The 14,610-nt window shown below is 37.1% G+C and carries 14 protein-coding genes; 5 read left to right on the forward strand and 9 right to left on the reverse strand.

The window, feature by feature from the left end:
• Positions 1-12 precede the first annotated feature (12 nt).
• Positions 13-1,065, reverse strand: a complete 1,053-nt coding sequence (locus tag HMPREF3031_RS07915; RefSeq protein WP_037556060.1) for an LLM class flavin-dependent oxidoreductase — start codon at positions 1,063-1,065, stop codon at positions 13-15.
• Positions 1,066-1,637: 572 nt separating this feature from the next.
• Between HMPREF3031_RS07915 and HMPREF3031_RS07920 the strand changes: the two genes are divergently transcribed.
• A complete protein-coding gene (locus tag HMPREF3031_RS07920) occupies positions 1,638-2,372 on the forward strand; it encodes a CHAP domain-containing protein (protein WP_002479633.1) in 735 nt (244 codons plus the stop codon).
• Between the two features lie 170 nt (positions 2,373-2,542).
• Here the strand turns inward: HMPREF3031_RS07920 and HMPREF3031_RS07925 are convergent, their stop codons facing one another.
• From HMPREF3031_RS07925 to HMPREF3031_RS07935, 3 genes are all read right to left on the reverse strand, one after another.
• Complete coding sequence (locus tag HMPREF3031_RS07925) at positions 2,543-3,046, reverse strand: hypothetical protein (RefSeq protein ID WP_002479634.1); 504 nt, start codon at positions 3,044-3,046, stop codon at positions 2,543-2,545.
• A 235-nt stretch (positions 3,047-3,281) separates the two neighbouring features.
• Positions 3,282-4,700, reverse strand: coding sequence for a Na+/H+ antiporter NhaC (nhaC, locus tag HMPREF3031_RS07930; RefSeq protein ID WP_002479635.1), 1,419 nt, complete (start codon positions 4,698-4,700; stop codon positions 3,282-3,284).
• Positions 4,701-4,724: 24 nt separating this feature from the next.
• The gene (locus HMPREF3031_RS07935; protein ID WP_002479636.1) at positions 4,725-5,795 is read right to left on the reverse strand and encodes an NAD/NADP-dependent octopine/nopaline dehydrogenase family protein; all 1,071 of its coding nucleotides are present in this window, start codon (positions 5,793-5,795) and stop codon (positions 4,725-4,727) included.
• A 431-nt stretch (positions 5,796-6,226) separates the two neighbouring features.
• Between HMPREF3031_RS07935 and HMPREF3031_RS07940 the strand changes: the two genes are divergently transcribed.
• The 4 genes from HMPREF3031_RS07940 (at position 6,227) to HMPREF3031_RS07955 (ending at position 8,431) form a co-directional block, all read left to right on the forward strand.
• Positions 6,227-6,607: a DUF4870 domain-containing protein gene (locus HMPREF3031_RS07940; protein ID WP_002479637.1), complete on the forward strand. Its 381-nt coding sequence runs from the start codon at positions 6,227-6,229 to the stop codon at positions 6,605-6,607.
• Between the two features lie 121 nt (positions 6,608-6,728).
• Positions 6,729-7,061, forward strand: coding sequence for a DMT family transporter (locus HMPREF3031_RS07945; protein WP_002479638.1), 333 nt, complete (start codon positions 6,729-6,731; stop codon positions 7,059-7,061).
• Positions 7,061-7,375, forward strand: a complete 315-nt coding sequence (locus tag HMPREF3031_RS07950; protein ID WP_002479639.1) for a DMT family transporter — start codon at positions 7,061-7,063, stop codon at positions 7,373-7,375. Before HMPREF3031_RS07945 ends, HMPREF3031_RS07950 begins: the two co-directional genes overlap by 1 nt.
• A gap of 87 nt (positions 7,376-7,462) precedes the next feature.
• On the forward strand, positions 7,463-8,431 hold the full coding sequence (locus tag HMPREF3031_RS07955) for a 2-hydroxyacid dehydrogenase family protein (protein WP_002479640.1): 969 nt from the start codon (positions 7,463-7,465) through the stop codon (positions 8,429-8,431).
• A gap of 93 nt (positions 8,432-8,524) precedes the next feature.
• Here HMPREF3031_RS07955 and HMPREF3031_RS07960 read toward each other — a convergent pair whose 3' ends face one another.
• The 5 genes from HMPREF3031_RS07960 to fdhF all read right to left on the reverse strand — a co-directional run bounded on the left by HMPREF3031_RS07960 (position 8,525) and on the right by fdhF (position 14,355).
• Positions 8,525-9,649 carry an FAD-dependent monooxygenase gene (locus HMPREF3031_RS07960; protein ID WP_002479641.1) on the reverse strand — a complete coding sequence of 375 codons (1,125 nt, stop codon included), beginning with the start codon at positions 9,647-9,649 and terminating at the stop codon, positions 8,525-8,527.
• Between the two features lie 107 nt (positions 9,650-9,756).
• Positions 9,757-10,533: an N-acetylglucosaminidase gene (locus HMPREF3031_RS07965; protein WP_002479642.1), complete on the reverse strand. Its 777-nt coding sequence runs from the start codon at positions 10,531-10,533 to the stop codon at positions 9,757-9,759.
• Between the two features lie 25 nt (positions 10,534-10,558).
• Positions 10,559-10,810, reverse strand: a complete 252-nt coding sequence (locus tag HMPREF3031_RS07970; protein WP_037556062.1) for a hypothetical protein — start codon at positions 10,808-10,810, stop codon at positions 10,559-10,561.
• 124 nt (positions 10,811-10,934) lie between these two features.
• Complete coding sequence (locus HMPREF3031_RS07975; RefSeq protein ID WP_002479643.1) at positions 10,935-11,405, reverse strand: helical membrane plugin domain-containing protein; 471 nt, start codon at positions 11,403-11,405, stop codon at positions 10,935-10,937.
• A complete protein-coding gene (fdhF, locus tag HMPREF3031_RS07980; protein WP_002479644.1) occupies positions 11,398-14,355 on the reverse strand; it encodes a formate dehydrogenase subunit alpha in 2,958 nt (985 codons plus the stop codon). Before fdhF ends, HMPREF3031_RS07975 begins: the two co-directional genes overlap by 8 nt.
• Positions 14,356-14,610: the final 255 nt, after the last annotated feature.

Here is a 14,610-nt window from a genome sequence, read left to right on the forward strand (position 1 = left end):
ATACAATCTCCTTTATTTATTATTAAAATATTCCTCTACAATAGGTTTTACCCTTTCTCCGTATAATTTAATTGCATGCATTACACGGTCATGTGGCATAGACCCTACTGGCAGGTGAATCATGAAACGATTCAAGTTCAATTCTTCGATTACTTTAATCATTTTCTTTGCGACTGTTTCCGGACTTCCTACAAACATTGCACCTTCATCGCTGATTTCACGTTGGAAATGCGCTTGATCGTATGGCGGCCAATTACGTTCTCTGGCGATGATATCATGTGCGACTTTAGTCGGCGCGTAAAACTCACGTTGTGCCGCTTCATCAGTCTCTGCGATATAACCCCAAGAATGTACTGCAACCGGCATATCTTCTGCGCGATAACCTCTGTTTTCAGCAACTGCACGATACACTGCAATATTACGTTTGAAACGTCTAGGATTACCACCGATAATCGCGTAGGTAATCGGTAAACCGAACTCTGCAGCTCTCATAGAAGACTCTGGTGTGCCTCCTGTTGCGAGCCAAATTGGAATTTCCTCTTGCACTGCTCTAGGATATACACCTAAGTTGTTAATTGCTGGACGCAAACCGCCTTCCCATTTAACAATCTCATGTTGATTGATACGTTTCAATAATTCCAACTTCTCAATAAACAATTGATCGTAATCATCAAGGTTGTAACCGAATAATGGGAAAGATTCGATAAACGAACCGCGCCCTACCATAATTTCAGCACGTCCGTTAGATACTGCATCCAATGTCGCAAAACGTTCATAGACACGTACTGGATCATCTGATGATAAAACCGTTACTGCCGATGAAAGTTTAATACGTTTCGTTGTTGTCGCTGCTGCCGCAAGTACAGTCACAGGATCTGAAACTGCATAATCTGAACGATGATGTTCACCTAATCCATATACATCCAGCCCTACTTCATCAGCAAGTTGGATTTCTTCTACGATGTTTCTAATACGTTCTGCTGCTGTTAATTTTTCTTGAATGCCGTTTTCTGTATAAATATCAGTGTTGTCTGCAAAGGATGTCATTCCAATTTCGAGTTTCACTTTTTTCACCTCTTTAGGTATAATTTTTATACTTAAATAATACATCTGTTCTTTCCTTAAGTCAATACTTTCAACTCGAGCTGAACAAAGAGATAAAAACTTCCATTTAATGAAGAAAAGCCTAACTTTACATAAAGTTAATAGTTAACATCCACCTATTGTATTTAATTAGATGACTATCTATTCGACAGAATTTTAAAAATAAATCTCCGTCATATTAACTACAAAGCAACATTTATTCATTAGAAATTATGTTTCAAAGTTTTCTGTTATATTACAAGACTGTAATATGAAAAGCCTTTACAAATAATTAAAAATGTTAAAAATGCGATAACATCAACATTCTAAGACTATAGTCCTACTTTCATGCTTATTACATCCAAATACATAATTATTAGAACTAAATTACAAAACGATAACAAACCACACAAGTGCAATTTTTTTTGGTAGAGTAAGTCTTGTCGTTAAGAGAACGAAACAAACAAAACAAATTATGAAATTTAGTAAATGTTAATCCAGTCACGAGACTTAAAAAATAATTTAGCTTATTATCTTTAGGAGGATATTTTATCATGAATAAAATCGCTACTACTACAATCGCTACAGCAGGTTTAGGAATCGCTGCTTTAACTTTATCTAATCACGATGCAGACGCTGCACAAAATAACGGATACAACTCAAACGATCCTTATTCTTACAGCTACTCATATACAATTGATCAAGATGGTAACTACCACTACACTTGGGAAGGTAACTGGAACCAATCTAATCAATTCAATAACTACTATGGTACTTACGCTCAATACAATAACAACAACACAGCTAACAATAACTATACAAACTACACTAGCTACAATACACAAGCAACTGCTCCACGTACTGGCGGTTTAGGTGCTTCATACTCAACATCAGACAACAACGTTAAAGTAACAACTACTTCAGCACCAAAAACAAGCACTAACACATTCGCTAACCGTTCATCATCAGGTGCTAACTTATACACTGTAGGTCAATGTACTTACTACGTATTCGACAAAGTTGGCGGTAAAATCGGTTCAACTTGGGGCAACGCTAACAACTGGGCTAACGCAGCAGCAGCTTCAGGTTACACTGTAAACAACAACCCATCAGCTGGCGCAATCTTACAAACTAGCCAAGGTGCTTTCGGTCACGTTGCATACGTTGAAAGTGTAAACAGCGACGGTTCAGTAAACGTTTCAGAAATGAACTACGGTCAAGGTCCTGGCGTTGTAACTACACGTACAATCTCAGCTAGCCAAGCAGGCGGATACAACTACATCCACTAATTAATAAATTTACGATATAAACCAACTGATCAGCTACAATCAGTTGGTTTTTTTATGCCCTTTTTTTATTTCTATTCCTTATCCTGCCACTAACTTATACGCATAACAAAGAAGCCGGAGACTTAGGAATTTACACCTAAGCCTGCCGGCTTTTCTATCTATTTACTACGTTATAACCAATATGCGATCATAATCCAGAATGCGAAAGCTAACACATATAATAATGGGAAGCTTTCTGATACGGGTCGTTTAAGTTGTCTATAAAGAACATAGCCTCCTAAACCTATGGCCATACCGGCTGTTAGGACAATACGTACCACAAACATTTCTACTGTGGCATTAATCCCAAGCTGAGGACTCGTAGTCATAACCTCAATAAGAGATAAGATTAATATCATTACTGTATAAACAACAGTATCTTTTGTTTTGTTAGTTTGGGATAATGTCCAAAATATTAATAGCCCGAAGATAGACGTCATTAACATTTCATGTGCTAAAAATTCCGACATAGAAGAATCAACTCTATATTGCAAAATCGCTACAAAATACAATATAAAGCTGATTACTAAATAGATAATAGAAGGATATTTTACAGTTAAATTATCTAAATTGAAGTATCGATGAATTCCTAGACACAATAGTAATATCGCTACAAGTATTACTACATATAGCATGGAATCACCTCATTCATATATATTTAATAACCGTTTTAGTACACAACTAAACCTAATAAATATTAATTTTTTAATGATAATGATTGGAATTGCAATTAATCCTTCTTAGATAACTATAATTGTTCCACCATTAGTATGTTATACCCTGGATTCACGCGTTTAATGTGTAAAATCCGAAAAATTGTAAAAAGTCAAAGAAAAACTGCCTCACTTTAAAAAGCGAGACAGTTCATCTTTAACCGTGCTGTGTATAATGTGTTGTGTCTGGTGATTTCACCTTTTTCACTGACCAGCCAGTAAAGGCGTAGAATATAGCGAAAATCACACATAAATAACAAGGTACCGTCCAAATAAAGTAAGAATAGACGTTTACACCTAATTGTTGTGTATAATAAATTCCTGATGTGCCCCAAGGGATCAATGGAATAATCATCGTACCTGAGTCTTCAAGTGTACGTGATAAGTTTGTACGAGACAGCTTCATCTCATCATACATATCATATAACAACATACCTACTACGATAATCACAACAGATGCTACTCCTGCTGCTAATACCATAATCAAACCAGATATTACTGTAACTAAAATTAATGTGCCTGGCGAAGTGACTTTATCTTTAATTGTGTTCAACATCACTGTTAAACAACCTGATTTTTCGACAATACCCGCAAACGCATAGCCGCAGAAGATTGTCACAATGACTTGTGTCATACTCATCATGCCGCCTTGCTCAAGCAAAGTCGCCGCTTTATCATTTAAATTGACTTGATGGACAATCATATCTGGTTTAAAACCGTCAAAGGCCGCTTTAAAACCATCAGTAAAATTAAAGCCATGATTCAGTGCTCCGACAAAGATCGCTGCCACACATGAAACTAACATAGCCGGTACGGTTGAGAAGCGGAATAATAAACATGCGATGATAACAATCGCTGGAATCCATACACTGAAATTAATATGATATACATTTTCGAGTTGACGTAATAATGCATTGATTTGGCTTTTATCCGCACTCGATTTATGATTTAATCCCGCAAAGAACCAAACTATCATACCGATAATCGACGCAGGAATCGTCGTCCATAACATCGCTTTAATATGGGCAAAAATGTTCACGTTCGTGACCATTGCCGCTAAGTTTGTTGTATCAGAGAGTGGTGATAACTTATCACCGAAAACTGCACCTGCAATAATTGCACCTGCAGCCATACCCGCATCAATATGTAATTGATGTGCAATCGCAATTAATGCGATGCCTGCTGTTGATGCAGAACCCCAAGCGGTTCCAGTGGCCATAGACGTTATCGCTGAAATTAAAAATGCAGAGACCAAGAAATAACTTGGATTCAACAATTTTAATCCATAATAAATCAGAGCAGGTACGGTTCCAGAATACATCCATGTCCCAACTACAATCCCTACGCATAAAATAATATAAATCGTAGGCATCGCTGTACTCAGCCGCTGTGTAATCCCCTCTTCTAAATCTTTCCAACGTAAGCCTACACGCCAGGCAATTACTGACGCATAAGCCGCTGAAAGAATTAATAATGGTTGTACTGGAATTCCAAATACCACAAATCCAACAATAACTAATAACATCATTACAACGATGGTTGAAATGGATTCAAGTAATGTCGGCATTCTCTTCATAATATGTCCCCCTTTATTTAATTGTTAATCTAATCCAACTTTATCTCTGCCTAACTCGTCGATTGTCAGACCCTCTTCAAAGAAATCACGTTCTAAAATTGTAGAAGCTATGACGATAATCGCATCAATATTCGGCGTTTCTACCCCAATTTCACGCCCTAAGCTAGACCATAAGACTAAACCGAATGCAATATCTTCAGTTAAATAACGATTCTTCACGTGATTTGGCCCTGGAATTTGTGAGAAAACAGGACTTTCGTTAAACAGACGATTTAACGGTTCATCTTCACGATCTCTTTCTAAATAACCACGTTGAATACGTGCTTCTTTTGCTGTTTGCAGTTCGAATCCTAAACGACGGCCAAGTGACAGACGCTCAAGCTCTACCGCATGCAGTAAACGAACCGTATGTTTAGTAATCCCTTCTTTATATAATGAGAAGTCTCCAGAGTAATCAATACGTCCAACGTTTAATAAAGTAGGTCCTGGGTGCACTTCTGGGTTACCATTTTCTAAGTTTGTTTTCCATAAGTTTTCTTCTTTAATAATTTGAGGATAAATCTTTTCAACAATTTCAAAGTCTTCACTTAAATGTTCTTGAATATAAGAAGTGAAATAGACTTTACGTACATTTAAAGATAGATCAACAATACCCTCTTCAAAGTCAACACGCGTACCATACGTTAATGTGTTTGCTTCACAAAAACGTGGGCATACATCGATATATTCATCTTCTAATATGTTAAGGAATCGTGCTGAACCCATAGCAGCTGCCATGTTGAAGAATATAATTTGGTCATCCTTAACGAACGGCGCCATAATACGTGCATAATATTCAATAAATGTTGATGGAATAATCATTTGAATAATTTCTGCATCTTGTATAACCTCTTCGATGTCATCGCTGACTTGTGTAAATTTCACAAAGCTTTCTTCACCTTCATTATTGAAGTGGAAACCGCCTTGTTCAATCGCTTTATCGAACTTTTCGATAGAAGCGTTACGGCAATACAATTTGACATCGTGGCCCTTGCTTGTCATATCAACGGCTGCTGTGACAGCACCGTTACCTGAACCAATAATTGCTATTTTCATGCTTCATACCTTCTTTCTTTGTTTAGTCATGATTATGAGAGACCGTACAATAGCTTTATTGCTAGAAATAAAGTGATGTACGGTCTCTCGAAGTGTGAAAATATTATTTATTCTATTTAACCGTCTTAAAGAAAAATAAAACAGAAAACTTGCGAGACTTGTGTATGCTAGAACACGCACAGTTACAGCTTTCTGCGACCATCAAATAGTGTATTATAGTTATCGTAACATGATTAGACAAATAATAAAATAAAAATTTGTTAGCTACTTATTAACAATAACGTCTATATATTTCATACCCTACTTCTCTTTATTTATTGTTTTTGTTAGGTGTCCAAAATGGTAAAAAATATTGAAGTTTTTCCGATTGTGTTTCATTTAAACTCAATTATTGCTATATTTAAAGTAATCTTAAATATCGGAGGAGCGCTATGACTAAGGAACATTCACCTGAACAAGTCACCGAGCACACTGAAGTCTATCAACAATTTCCAACAGAAGATGCACGTTTATTCGCGTGTTTAATTTATATACTCAGCTTTTTTACAACTATTATCGGACCCTTAATTATTTGGTTAACCAAAGGCAGTGATTCTTATTTTGTAAATAAGACCGCTAAAAACTATTTTAATTTCGTTATTTCTTATACGATATGGACGATTGTAGCATTAGTTTTATGCATCGTATTAATTGGTATGATAATATTACCGGTTCTCGGTATATTGAGCATTGTATTCTCAGTCATAGCGGCTGTCAAAGCATATAATGGCGAGGAATACCTAATCCCGCTATCTATCCGCTTCTTCAACTAATCACACACAACCACAGCGTTGTGTGTTTTTTTGATGCTTTTTTCATAAACACATTCATTGTTTCTCTGTGTGTAATTTGAGAAAATAGACAGTGCTGAATTAAGAAGAAGGAGGCGTGTGTATGCGCTGGTTTAAAGTCATTTTAGCTGGCTTAGTAGAAATTATTTGGGTCAATTGTATTAAAAATGCAGATTCAGTGCTCAGTTGGGGACTGACTTTAATTATGATTGCGATCAGTTTCGCATTAGTAATCAATGCTTGTAAATCATTGCCTGTGGGAACGGCTTATGCGATTTTCGTAGGTATCGGTACAGTGGGCACCATTATTTTAGATATGGTGGTCTATGGCGACCCCTTCAGCTTTACCAAACTCTTTTTCATCATCTTATTATTGATTGGTATTCTTGGACTGAAACTATCAACAGATGAAACAGAAAGCGAGGGCTCACACTGATGGCATGGTTATATTTATTTATCGCAGGCTGTTTTGAAATTCTTGGCGTGATTCTTTTAAATGAATTGAATCGAACAGGCAAGAAATTTTATATTGTGTTATTAGGTATCGCCTTTATCTTCAGTTTCAGTATTTTATCACTCGCTATGAATTCCATCCCGATGGGAACGGCTTATGCGATTTGGACAGGTATTGGAACTGGCGGCGGTGCAATTATCAGTATGATATTTTATAATGAATCCAAAAATATCTGGCGTATTCTTTGTATTGGCTTAATTGTCGTTTCTTCTGTTGGGTTAAAACTCATTTCATAGTCATGCATACGCTTACGGTGTATTCATTGTTTCTCCTTCTTCCTTTTAATATAATTGATATATAAACTAAGAAAGGGAGTGTTTTGTATGGCTAAGGTCTATATTGCAGGCCCTATCCCACAAGTAGGACTTGATATTCTAGAAAAGAATAATATCGAAGTCGATATGTACGATGGTCCAGGAGTTGTGGATCAAGAAACATTAAAAAATGGCGTGAAAGATGCGGATGCATTAATCAGTATTTTATCTACAAACGTAGATAAAGACGTCATCGCAGCAGGCGAAAACTTAAAAGTGATCGCAAACTACGGTGCCGGCTTTAATAACGTAGATATTGAATATGCTGAATCTAAGGGCATCTATGTGACAAACACACCTGGCGTTTCAACACGCTCAACAGCAGAATTAACATTTGCGTTAGTTCTTGCAGTGGCACGTCGTATTGCTGAAGGTGATCAGTTATCACGTACGAAAGGATTCGATGGTTGGGCACCATTATTCTTCAGAGGTCGTGAAGTATCAGGTAAAACTATCGGTATCTTCGGTTTAGGAAATATCGGTTATGCAGTTGCTAAACGTGCGAAAGCATTCGATATGGATATCCTTTATACAGGTCCACATCGTAAAGAAGATAAAGAAAAAGAATTAGGTGCGAAATACGTTGATTTTGACACATTATTAAAAGAATCAGACTTTATCACAATCAACGCTGCTTACAAACCAGAATTGCACCACTTGTTCGATACAGAACAATTCAAACAAATGAAACCGACAGCTTATTTAGTTAATGCTGCGCGTGGTCCGATTGTAAACGAACAAGCACTTGCTGATGCATTGAAAGACAAAGTCATCGAAGGTGCAGCGTTAGACGTTTATGAATTCGAACCGAAAATCACTGAAGATTTGAAATCACTAGATAATGTCGTGATTACACCGCATATCGGTAACGCTACATTTGAAGCACGTGACGGCATGGCTGAAATTGTCGCAAATAACACAGTAGATGTCTTAAAAGACAACAAAGCACCCCAATATGTTGTAAATAACGTTAAATAAGATATTTACACTTAAGTAAAATGAGGCCTGGGAAAATATCCCAGACCTCATTTTTTTATTTCTTTATTTATCGTTTTAAACGATGTTGGTTGTTTATACAGATTTCGTTTTGTATAAGAATTTCGCTTGATTTGAAATCAATTTAGACGGTGTGCGTTTCAACACAAAGTTACGCAAGCCAATCATCAAGCCATTTTGATATTGTGCTTTTTTACCGATACTGCGAGAACGTTTAATCACTTTTGCAGTATGTTTCACACGTAACGCATCATAACGTGCTAAAGCTTCTCTGAAATCATAAGTATTTAAGCAATTTGCTAACACAATCGCATCTTCCATCGCTTGTCCTGCACCTTGTCCCATATTCGGTGTTGTCGCATGAGCTGCATCACCTAGTAATAATGTGCGACCATAGACGAAGGATTGAAGCGGTGTTAAATCGTAAATATTATGGTGTAAAATACCCGTTTCACTTTGTTGGTCTAGAATACGTCTGACCTCATTTGGATAGTTATTGTAATATGCTTGAATATAAGGTTTCGTGAACTCTTTAAATTTAGGATCGTTTTCTTTCGCATTAACCGCAATAAACCAATACGCTTGGTTATTTAACATCGGTACAATCCCTACACGGCCTTTAGCACCCCAAAACTCTTTCGCTGTATGCGGATCATTCAAAGTTACATCGTCGACCATTCCTCTGAAGCATGTATAACCTTGGTAGTTAACAGTGGCTTTAGGGTTTACTTGTCCACGAATAATTGAATGTACGCCATCTGCACCGATACATAAATCAAAGTAATGTGTATCACCTTGTGCAGTTGTTAAAGTAACTTTCGAACTGTTTTGTACGAGTTTCACGATTTTAGTTCCTGTATGGATTAATTCTTTTGGAACATAAGATGCGATAACATCTAATAAAGCTTGTCTTGGCAGTGTTAAATTAACTGTTCCTTTTTTCATCACTGCTTTATTTAATACATGTCCTTTGTCATCTAAAATTTCCATTTCTTTGATGACTTGTCCTGCATTTTTAATTCCTTTTGCCATATCATGATTGCCGAGTTTGTCTAATACATTACCACCGATGCCGATACCTGCACCGATTTCTTTGATTTCATCTTGTTGTTCAAATACATGTATTTCGTGATTTTGTTCATGTAATAAGGCAGCTGCGGTGAGTCCGCCAATGCCGCCGCCGACAATTGCTATTTTCATCTCAATAATCCACCTCTTTTTAACACTTCCTATTTATTCTATCATATTCCCTATTTCCTATGTATCTAGCTGGATAGCTTAAAAAAGAGGGCTGCTGCCCTCTTTGGTTATTTATAGAAGTTTTTACGAATATCATCTTTTTTAATACCATATTTTTGATAATACGTATCCATCATACCTGCAATATTTTGATCCCAACCGATGTCACTCGCATATTGATGCTGACCAGGATTGCTAGGATTCCAACGCATTTGATAAAGTGAAATTTGTCCTTTATCAAAGAAGTCTTCTCGTACAAAACGTGCACCGCCCATAATTGCACGTTCTGGTGACGTCCACTTCTGCTTTTTCGCATAACTATGGCCATGCTTCATTGCGTCTTCATCAAACGCACCGATGCCATAAAAATTATAATATGTTTTTCCTTTAAACTTAATGCCTTTCGATAACTCAGAACGACCATGTCCTGTTTCCACTAATGCATGACTGACGAGATAAATAACATTCACATCATATTTATCTTGTGCCTTTAAAAATGCGTCCCCTTTATTTTCAAGCACGCCTTTGCCTTTTAATAATTGATTCACTTCTTTTTCATCCATTGAGACAGGCTCTGAAATATCCATATAACTGATATTATGATTCTGTCTTTTAATTGCCATAGCTTGTTCAACATCTGCTTTAGATGCATTCACAAATTGACCATTGTCTTCTTTCGTATTCAATACACCTTTTGAAGTTTGAAGTTGAACAGCTTCATCAAATGTATAATTCTTATCATTGCTGAACCAATTCGTTTCATTAATGATAAATAGAATAATAAAAGTTAAAAGAATTAAGCCGACAAACAGCCTGAAAATACGCGTTTTTACTTTACGATTCATTATGCGAACTCCTCATGTATTTTTTCTATTTCAACATAAAGTATGCTGCAATGATTACAATCATCACAATTGTAAAAGAGAGATTGATAATTATCTTCATTCCTGTTCTGTCACGGAATAAAACATTAAACATCATTAAACTGATAATTAAACCGATCGCAAACATGGTAATCGCAAGCACGGCTTTCATCATAATCAAAAAAATAAAACCAAGCACGACAAATAAATTTGAAATCAGTGCTAAAGCTTTTAATATGTTCGGGTTAATCGTCAACACCTTCTTTCTATCATCTACATCTAAATTCTATTAAAGTTTATCATATTTCTGACAGCGTCGGCAGATAGATTCTGTATGTAAAAAAAGAGCCGTTCTAAAAAGAACAGCTCTTATAGAATGGCGCTTAATCTTCGCGTGACATTCCTTTTAATAAGTTTACGAAATACGTAATACTTCTGTTTGCTTCATCGTCTTTCAATAAGCCGACTAAGCTAGAAATTGTTGTACGTTGATTTGGACTTGCAGCATTCGCATTTTTAAGTCCTTTGTTCAACTTAAGCAACATTTCTTCTGTACCTGCTACATCCACTTTACCAAGCATGAATACAAGTGGTGCTAAGTTGTTTAATAAGCCAGTATATTGCTCTTTATTCAACTCTTTTGTGATCTTGTTTGTAATGAAGCCACGTTTTTCAACTGCGCCGATACCAGCGTCTAAGATTTTCGCATCATCTAAGACACGCATTAAACGGATTGCTTTGATGATAACATCTTTGTTTTCTGAAATGGCATCAGTTACTTCTGCAAGATCTTTCGCTTTTTGCTCTTCATGTGAAATTTCCATACGTTTGATTTTTCTAATGTTTTCAGCCATCGTGTCTCACCTGATTTCCTGGGAACACGTAGTCTGGACGTGCCCATTTTTTCTGAACTTGAACACTGTATTGCGGGTTACGTTCTGTATTCACACGGAAGTTAGAAGGGTTAAGTGGTGACTTACCTCTACGTGTAATAACTTCCATACGTGCTGATGTACGTTTGTAAGATGGTGTATCTGTGTCTTTGTCAACGTCACTGTTTGTCAGCATATTGACTGCACCTGCAGTACCATCTTCGTCAGCGTTATTATTCATCGGAATATAGATTTCTTTACCTTTAACACGGTCAGTAATGTGAACAACTAATTCAACTTGACCTGTTGAAGAAACTAATCTAACGTCTGCACCTTCATGAATACCGCGGTCTTCCGCAAGTTCTGGTGAGATTTCAACGTAAACATTCGGCACTTTGTATTTGATACCAGGCACTTGGTAAGTCATATTACCTTCATGGAAGTGTTCTAGGATACGACCATTGTTAACATGGATATCATATTCTTCATCTTCTTTGAAGAAGTTGTCGAATGTTAATGGATATAATTTGGCACGTTTATTAGGGAAGTTGAACCCGTCTAAGTATAAAGTAGGTTCATCTGTTCCATCTTCATGTACAGGCCATTGTAATGAATTGTAACCTTCTAAACGGTCATATCTTACACCAGCGAATAATGGTGTTAAGCTTGCCATTTCATCCATGATTTCACTTGGATGTGAGTAGTTCCAGTCTAATCCAACTTTGTTTGCGATCAATTGAATGATTTCCCAGTCAGGTTTTGAGTCGCCTAATGGTTTCATTGCTTGATATAAACGTTGAATACGACGTTCTGTATTTGCGAAAGTACCTTCTTTTTCAAGTGAAGGACTAGCTGGTAAAACAACGTTTGCGAAACGTGCTGTTTGTGTCAAGAATGCATCTTGAACGACTAAGAAGTCGACTTTTTCAAGCGCTGCTTGTACAAAGTTGATGTTTGCATCTACGATACCAGTGTCTTCACCATAGATGTACATTGCGTCGATTTCATCGTTATGGATACCTTCCATCATTTGATGGTTATCACGTCCAGCAATAGCTGGTAGTTCCATACCCCATGCTTTTTCGAATTTCGCACGTACTTCATCGTCAGTTACATCTTGGTAACCAGGGAATTTATCCGGCATACTACCGCCATCACTACAACCTTGTACGTTGTTGTGACCACGTAATGGATAAGCACCTGTACCTTCTCTTCTATAGTTACCTGTTACTAATAACAAGTTAGAGATTGCAGTACTTGTATCACTACCGATGTCTTGTTGAGTAACACCCATCGCCCAAGCGATACATACGCCATTAGAATCAACCATTTCATGTGCGAAGTGAATCAAGTCATCTTTAGGAATACCTGTTGTTTCTTCCGCAAATTCTAATGTGAATGGTGCTAATGATTTGTAGTACTCATCGAAGTGATCTACCCACTCATCGATAAATGCTTTATCGTGAAGGTCGTTATCGATAATGTATTTCGTAACTGCAGCTAACCATGCCAAGTCAGTACCTGGTTTTGGTTGATAGAATTTGTCTGCACGTTCAGCCATTTCATGACGACGAATGTCGAATACATGAAGTTTGTTACCGAATAATTTATGTCCACGTTTGATTTTAGAAGCAATAACTGGGTGAGCTTCAGCAGTGTTTGTACCTACTAATACCACCATGCCTGCTTTCATTAAATCATCCGCTGAACCTGAGTCACCACCGTGACCGACAGTTCTGAATAAACCTTTCGTTGCGGGTGCTTGACAATAACGTGAACAGTTATCGACGTTATTTGTACCCATTTGACGTGCTAATTTTTGCATCAAGTAAGATTCTTCAATTGTACCTTTAGATGATGCGATGAATGATAATGCATCTGAACCTTTAGCTTCTTTGATACGTAAGAAGTTTTCGCTAATTACGTTCAATGCTTCTTCCCACTCTACTTCAACGAATTCGTCACCTTTACGTACTAAAGGTTTCGTTAAACGTTCTTCAGAGTTGACGAAGTCCCAACCGAATTTACCTTTCACACAAGATGAAATACGGTTTGCTGGTGAATCATGTTGCGGTTGAACTTTAAGAATTTCACGGTCTTTCGTCCATACATCAAATGAGCATCCCACACCACAGTATGTACATACTGTTTTCGTTTTCTCAATACGTTCTTCGCGTAATGCAGATTCTGAATCTGAAATTGCGAATAATGGACCATAACCTGGTTCTGCTTTCTTAGTTAAGTCAATCATGTCTGCTAATGTACCTGGTTCAGTATCAGTCATGTAACCTGCTTCACCCACCATGTGGTTTTCCATCATTGCGTTACATGGACATACAGTCGCACATTGTCCGCAAGATACACATGATGATTCGTTGATTGATACGTCGTTATCCCAGATAACACGTGGTTGTTCACGTTCCCAGTCGATTGATAATGTTTCATTGACTTGAACGTCTTGACAAACTTCTACACAACGACCGCAAAGAATACATTGACTTGGGTCATAACGATAGAAAGGACCGAAGTCTTTCTCGTAACCTTTGTCTTTATATTCATATGATTGTTCCTGAACACCGAATTCATCCATTGTATTATGGATTTCACAATCACCGTTGTTGTAGTCACATACTGTACAATACAGAATGTGCTTTTCTAAAATACGATCTAAAGCTTCTTTTTGAGATGCTTTAACATCGCTGTTTGTCGTATTAACGACCATTGGTCGATCAATTGTTGTGCCGCATGCACGTGCAATCTTTCCGTCGATTTCTACTGCACATGTATCACAAGTTTCAATCGGCCCTAATGATTCGTTATAACAGATTGACGGCACAAATGTATCTCTAGATTTAATAAACTGGAGAAGATTCGTACCTGGTTCCACAAGATAGTCTTTCCCGTCTAATGTAAGGACAAGATGTTCTTGCATGTAATCACCCCTATATTCTGAGGTCTTGCAAATGTGTTTAAGCTGATGACATACCGACAGGTATACTGCATTCTGATTGATGAGGGTCAAAAGAACAGTATAAGAGTCGCATGAAATCCCCGATGTCACGCTTACGTCACAGATACGAATGTATGTATCAACATTAATATCTATTGAAATTAAGCAATCTTTAGATGAACAATGCAACGAAGTTTGCGGTTGCATCTCACTTCCTTTAGAAACATTCAGCCTCTA

The sequence above is a fragment of the Staphylococcus sp. HMSC072B07 genome, from assembly GCF_001815505.1.
Taxonomy (GTDB): domain Bacteria; phylum Bacillota; class Bacilli; order Staphylococcales; family Staphylococcaceae; genus Staphylococcus; species Staphylococcus simulans.

Coding starts and splice junctions, on each gene's coding strand:
- HMPREF3031_RS07920 (WP_002479633.1), top strand. CDS start 1,638: ATGAATAAAATCGCTACTACTACAATCGCTACAGCAGGTTTAGGAATC.
- HMPREF3031_RS07925 (WP_002479634.1), bottom strand. CDS start 3,046: ATGCTATATGTAGTAATACTTGTAGCGATATTACTATTGTGTCTAGGA.
- nhaC (WP_002479635.1), bottom strand. CDS start 4,700: ATGAAGAGAATGCCGACATTACTTGAATCCATTTCAACCATCGTTGTA.
- HMPREF3031_RS07935 (WP_002479636.1), bottom strand. CDS start 5,795: ATGAAAATAGCAATTATTGGTTCAGGTAACGGTGCTGTCACAGCAGCC.
- HMPREF3031_RS07940 (WP_002479637.1), top strand. CDS start 6,227: ATGACTAAGGAACATTCACCTGAACAAGTCACCGAGCACACTGAAGTC.
- HMPREF3031_RS07945 (WP_002479638.1), top strand. CDS start 6,729: ATGCGCTGGTTTAAAGTCATTTTAGCTGGCTTAGTAGAAATTATTTGG.
- HMPREF3031_RS07950 (WP_002479639.1), top strand. CDS start 7,061: ATGGCATGGTTATATTTATTTATCGCAGGCTGTTTTGAAATTCTTGGC.
- HMPREF3031_RS07955 (WP_002479640.1), top strand. CDS start 7,463: ATGGCTAAGGTCTATATTGCAGGCCCTATCCCACAAGTAGGACTTGAT.
- HMPREF3031_RS07960 (WP_002479641.1), bottom strand. CDS start 9,649: ATGAAAATAGCAATTGTCGGCGGCGGCATTGGCGGACTCACCGCAGCT.
- HMPREF3031_RS07965 (WP_002479642.1), bottom strand. CDS start 10,533: ATGAATCGTAAAGTAAAAACGCGTATTTTCAGGCTGTTTGTCGGCTTA.
- HMPREF3031_RS07975 (WP_002479643.1), bottom strand. CDS start 11,405: ATGGCTGAAAACATTAGAAAAATCAAACGTATGGAAATTTCACATGAA.
- fdhF (WP_002479644.1), bottom strand. CDS start 14,355: ATGCAAGAACATCTTGTCCTTACATTAGACGGGAAAGACTATCTTGTG.